At 43.0% G+C, this 4,529-nt stretch carries 9 protein-coding genes; 4 read left to right on the top strand and 5 right to left on the bottom strand.

Features of this window, described 5'->3' with window-relative positions:
- From PX484_RS05605 to PX484_RS05590, 4 genes are all read right to left on the bottom strand, one after another.
- A partial coding sequence (locus tag PX484_RS05605) for a 7-cyano-7-deazaguanine synthase (RefSeq protein ID WP_288103105.1) occupies positions 1-406 on the bottom strand: 406 nt, incomplete at its 3' end.
- Positions 406-768: a hypothetical protein gene (locus PX484_RS05600; protein ID WP_002756992.1), complete on the bottom strand. Its 363-nt coding sequence runs from the start codon at positions 766-768 to the stop codon at positions 406-408. The genes PX484_RS05600 and PX484_RS05605, both read right to left, overlap by 1 nt.
- Entirely contained in the window at positions 765-1,082 is a 318-nt protein-coding gene (locus PX484_RS05595; protein ID WP_002736011.1) for a hypothetical protein, read from the bottom strand. Before PX484_RS05595 ends, PX484_RS05600 begins: the two co-directional genes overlap by 4 nt.
- Positions 1,083-1,396: 314 nt before the next feature.
- Positions 1,397-2,014: a 7-carboxy-7-deazaguanine synthase QueE gene (locus PX484_RS05590; protein WP_287766616.1), complete on the bottom strand. Its 618-nt coding sequence runs from the start codon at positions 2,012-2,014 to the stop codon at positions 1,397-1,399.
- On the opposite strand from PX484_RS05590, the gene PX484_RS05585 reads away from it, so the two are divergent.
- Genes PX484_RS05585 through PX484_RS05570 form a run of 4 tightly spaced genes read left to right on the top strand, consistent with a single transcriptional unit; the run spans position 1,991 to position 4,220 of the window.
- Positions 1,991-2,548 carry a Ycf51 family protein gene (locus tag PX484_RS05585; protein ID WP_002802460.1) on the top strand — a complete coding sequence of 186 codons (558 nt, stop codon included), beginning with the start codon at positions 1,991-1,993 and terminating at the stop codon, positions 2,546-2,548. The genes PX484_RS05590 and PX484_RS05585 overlap by 24 nt on opposite strands.
- Before the next feature lie 19 nt (positions 2,549-2,567).
- A complete protein-coding gene (locus tag PX484_RS05580; RefSeq protein WP_002743703.1) occupies positions 2,568-3,677 on the top strand; it encodes an iron-containing alcohol dehydrogenase family protein in 1,110 nt (369 codons plus the stop codon).
- Between the two features lie 29 nt (positions 3,678-3,706).
- Positions 3,707-3,994: a type II toxin-antitoxin system HigB family toxin gene (locus PX484_RS05575; protein WP_287766619.1), complete on the top strand. Its 288-nt coding sequence runs from the start codon at positions 3,707-3,709 to the stop codon at positions 3,992-3,994.
- A 4-nt stretch (positions 3,995-3,998) separates the two neighbouring features.
- Positions 3,999-4,220, top strand: coding sequence for a hypothetical protein (locus tag PX484_RS05570; RefSeq protein WP_287766621.1), 222 nt, complete (start codon positions 3,999-4,001; stop codon positions 4,218-4,220).
- Positions 4,221-4,351: 131 nt separating this feature from the next.
- Here the strand turns inward: PX484_RS05570 and PX484_RS25670 are convergent, their stop codons facing one another.
- Entirely contained in the window at positions 4,352-4,396 is a 45-nt protein-coding gene (locus PX484_RS25670; RefSeq protein WP_110980728.1) for a helix-turn-helix domain-containing protein, read from the bottom strand.
- Positions 4,397-4,529 lie beyond the last annotated feature (133 nt).

Below are 4,529 nucleotides of genomic sequence, written 5' to 3'. Positions count from 1 at the left end.
GACGACAATCGGGATAACCGGAATAATCCACCGCATTAATTCCTAAATATATCGCCTCCGCTTCCCTTGCTTCCGCTAAAGAAAGAGCGATCGAAATAAAAACTGTATTTCTCCCCGGCACATAGGTAATCGGGATAATATTCGGGTTAATTCCCTCTTGGGGAATAGCAATAGATTGATCCGTTAAAGCGGAACCTCCCCACAAAGATAGATTGACTTCGATCAGATGATGTTCTTTAATTTCGAGGAAATTAGCAATTTTTTTCGCCGCCGCTAATTCCCGCTCATGTCTTTGTCCATAACGAAAGGAAAGGGCGATTAATTGATAACCAGCCGCTAAAGCGATCGCTGCTGTTGTCGCTGAATCTAATCCCCCAGAAAGTAAAATAATCGCCTTTTTTGTCATTATCCTAATGTCACCTGTGTTTGTTGATAATTAGCTACTAAGATAAATTGTTTTAGCCACCGCGAACCTAACAAAATCTCCTGAATTGCCTCCCCTGCAAAGACGGGAATTTCGTATTCCTGACCATCAATTCTTACTCTGCCTAAATATATATCAAAAAATGCTTCTCCTTGAGCGGTTATCAATTTATTTTGTCGCAAAAAACGCCAATCAAGACTGTCAGCATCTTGACTATTTATGGCTAAAAACTCGGTAAAACCCGTATCCAGCATGACTTCTGTGGGTAGAATCAATCCATCATCGCCAACTAAATCGATATCAAAATAAATTTGTCCTTTGGTTCCAAATCTCCCTTCAATCATATTCTGCCACTAACTCCAGTTTCATTAATGCCAAAGATGTGATGAATTTTGTCGGGATATTTTGCCCTTGCTTTTTTACTGGCCACTTCTTGATCGGGATCGATAAAATAATCGCCGCTATCGGGTTCGATCGCAATGTACCAACCATAATAATGTTTCATTAACCGGGGCTGTAAACTCTGAAAAATCGGCCAACAACGATGATAAAATTCTAATTGTCGGGCGCGATGTTTGGCCTTTTCTTCCTCTGTAGATTGAATCTCCGGAAAAACTCGACCACGACGCACTACTCGTTCAGAATTGTTGTTAGACATAGTATTTAACCTCTTGTTAGTAAATTAGGGTTTGGGAATTATGAATTATGAATTATGAATTATGAATTATGAATTATGAATTGGGGAGTGGGGAGAATAAATAAAAAGTAATCTCCTGACTTGAAAGAGGGTGTAGGGTGTGGGGTGTAGGGAAGGAAACCTCTTTCATCTGTGGGGGTGAAAATTTTTTCATCGAGACTGACTCCTGATAACTGATAACTGATAACTGATAACTGACTCCTGATAACTGATAACTGATAACTGATAACTGATAACTGATAACTGATAACTGATAACTGATAACTGATAACTGACTAGCGGACTCCTAAAAACTTATGGGTTTGGAGACTGAGGCGCCATTGGGGATGCCGGAGAACATAATTAAAGACTAACTCTTTGCTTTCCACTGTATTCCATTCAGGTTGTAGATATTTAATCACCCCTTCCGATAACTTACTTTCCTGCATAGCTGCCCAGTCTAAATCCTCTGGATTAGCCACGACAATTTTTAACTCATTCACCTGTGCATAAATAGTAGGATCGGGCATTTTATAAGTTTTAGGAGAAAAAGTCACCCAATCGAAAACCCCAGTAAAAGGATGAGCGCCAGAAGTTTCTAAATGTACCCGTAAACCCTGATTTTTTAATTCCTTGGTCAAAGGATCAAGATTGTGCATTAAAGGTTCACCCCCGGTAATCACCACCATAGCGGGGTTAGCCCCTTTTGCCATCTCAACCAATTCCCCTAGGGATTGTTGGGGATAACGGTGGGCATTCCAAGACTCTTTTTGGTCGCACCAGGGACAATAGACATCGCAACCTCCCAAACGGAGGAAAAAAGCATTGCTTCCCGTCCAAAAGCCTTCGCCCTGAACAGAATGGAAAGTTTCGACCACAGGATAGGTACAATGGTTTATGCTAACCGTTTTCATAGAATCAGTATTATAGAAAATATGGACATTCCCCTGAACTTTGCCAAATACATCCAATGGTCTGGCATTGCCACGCTGGTTTTTTTGGTACTTACGATTATCGCTTTTCTCGTCGGTTGGGGAATCCGCTTTCGTCTCGTCGGTGTCACTAGCTTTATGGCTGTGTTGACGGTGGGGATTTTCGGTCTTGGGTTAGGATTATTTACCCGTACCGAAATTCCTGGAGCGGTGAGATTCTCCCTTGTCTATGATAACGGAGCTAATCAAGCTGTTATCTCCCTGCCCAGTACTGTTACTCCCGAGCAAGTGGAAGCAACCCTAAAACAAGCCGCTAGTGACTTGTTTTCGTCCGGTCGCGCCGGTGCTGGCGGTAATAATCAATTTATCATTAGCGCTCGCACTCTGGTTCATCCTCAGCCCGGTTTATCTGCTCCTTTGTACTTAGGACAGATTAAAAAATCCTTCTCCGCCCCGGGGGATAATACACCTGAACTACAGCTTTTTCCCGAAAGTTTCGCTAAAATTAGCCAATAATCCTTGAGGTTGTCAAAAAATGTCCAATGCTGTCGCTGTTTTGCCCCTGTTAATCGCCCCCGCACAAGTGATTCGGGGTGACAATGCCCTAGAAGAATCCACCGGCAAGTTAGGGGATTTGGGCAAACGTCCCCTGGTGGTGGGCGGCGATCGCAATTTAGCTTTTTTGTCATCTCCCCTGAAAAATCTCACTCCTAGCTATCACAGTTATGCCCCCGATTGTTCGGAAAATTCCTTAGCATATTTAAAGGCATCTGTCAAGAGTCATGAGGCAGATTTTATCATCGGTGTGGGTGGCGGCAAGGCCCTCGATACGGCCAAATTACTCGCCCATCAGTGCCATTTGCCGATCGCCACGATTCCCACCTCCGCCGCTACCTGTGCCGCTTGGACAGCCCTATCTAACGTTTATTCTGACGCGGGGGCGTTTCTTTACGATCTGTCCCTAGCCCGTTGTCCGGATTTATTAATTCTCGATTACGGTATTATCCAAACTGCCCCGAAAAGAACCTTAATCGCCGGTATTGGCGATGCGATCGCTAAATGGTACGAGGCCTCCGTCAGTAGCGGTCATTCCACAGAAACCCTGATCATTGCCGCTGTCCAACAGGCCCGGGTTTTGCGGGATATCCTTTTCCAAAAATCCCCGGCAGCTCTGGAAAATATCGGCGGGGAGGACTGGAAACAGGTGGTAGATGCCACCGTTTTATTAGCCGGAGTAATTGGTGGTTTAGGGGGTGCTAATTGTCGTACCGTGGCCGCCCATGCAATTCATAATGGTTTAACCCATATTCCCGCTTGCCATCATGCCCTGCACGGGGAAAAAGTCGCCTACGGCATTCTCGCCCAATTGCGTCTAGAAGAAATAGTTTTGGGCAATCAATTGGCAGTATCGGCCCGGGGGCAACTAATCCAGTTTTATGAACAAATTGGTTTACCGAAATCCCTAGAGGATTTAGGATTAAAAGATGTTTCCCTTGCCCAGTTGCGCCACGCGGCCGCAATTGCCTGTCAGCCTAATTCGGACATTCATCGTTTACCTTTTACGGTTTCCCCCGAACAAGTTATGGCGGCCATGGTTTCCACTACCACTGCCGATACAATGGTGCAGAAAGTTAAAGCTAATTAACGGGAATATTTTCGGGACTTATTAATAAAATGCCCGTTATCAGTCGGAAGAAATTAAATGAATTTGCCGAAAGGTATCCCGAAACCAAATCAGCATTAAAAGAATGGTATCAAAAAATGAAGACAGGACAATTTCAGTCCATAGCAGAATTAAGAACTATTTTCCCCAATGCTGACAAAGTAGGAAAACTGACTGTCTTTAACATAGGCGGAAATAAGATTAGACTCATAGCGGCGATTCATTACAATCGAAAAAAAATTTATATTCGAGAAGTTTTAACTCATTCTGAATACGACAAAAACAAATGGAAGGAGTAAAAAAATGCCGACGATAGATATAGAGAAAACACGGCAAGCCTGGACAAACTTAAAGCCAATACTCTTTATACCCCGTAGCGAATCAGAATATGAACAATTAGTAATTATGTTAGATAATTTGATAGATGAAATAGGAGAAAATGAAAATCATCCTCTTGCTTCTTTAATGGAAATTTTGGGAATATTAATAGAAAATTATGAACAGGAAAATGTTCCCGAATTATAAATGGTAGGGGTGGTGCATTCCCAAATATTGGTTAACCTTGAAATTGTCATGTTTTCAGGGAACACACCCTAGGAAGGGATGCAATCGCCCTAAATCCTTATCTGGCAAAAGACTTAATTGATTAGTTCGTTCTAGTCGGGTGTTGGGTAAAATCGGTAGCGATAGGCCTTCTCCATGGCTCAGGTTCTAGCATATATCGTGTAAATGCGCTAATATTCAAACTAAAGCCGTCCTCAAAAGACGGGGTTTGGAACTCAATTTTTCGATGACGACAATAATCGACGAGTTAAGGCAACAATGGCAAGATCG

Origin of the sequence: Microcystis sp. M49636_WE2 (assembly GCF_030065375.1) — a bacterium.
Lineage (GTDB): Bacteria > Cyanobacteriota > Cyanobacteriia > Cyanobacteriales > Microcystaceae > Microcystis > Microcystis aeruginosa_C.
Note: the sequence above shows the minus strand (reverse complement) of the source record. Positions and strands in the feature narration are given on the sequence as shown.

Coding starts and splice junctions, on each gene's coding strand:
- PX484_RS05585 (WP_002802460.1), top strand. CDS start 1,991: ATGGTTTATGCTAACCGTTTTCATAGAATCAGTATTATAGAAAATATG.
- PX484_RS05595 (WP_002736011.1), bottom strand. CDS start 1,082: ATGTCTAACAACAATTCTGAACGAGTAGTGCGTCGTGGTCGAGTTTTT.
- PX484_RS05580 (WP_002743703.1), top strand. CDS start 2,568: ATGTCCAATGCTGTCGCTGTTTTGCCCCTGTTAATCGCCCCCGCACAA.
- PX484_RS05575 (WP_287766619.1), top strand. CDS start 3,707: ATGCCCGTTATCAGTCGGAAGAAATTAAATGAATTTGCCGAAAGGTAT.
- PX484_RS05570 (WP_287766621.1), top strand. CDS start 3,999: ATGCCGACGATAGATATAGAGAAAACACGGCAAGCCTGGACAAACTTA.
- PX484_RS05600 (WP_002756992.1), bottom strand. CDS start 768: ATGATTGAAGGGAGATTTGGAACCAAAGGACAAATTTATTTTGATATC.
- PX484_RS05590 (WP_287766616.1), bottom strand. CDS start 2,014: ATGAAAACGGTTAGCATAAACCATTGTACCTATCCTGTGGTCGAAACT.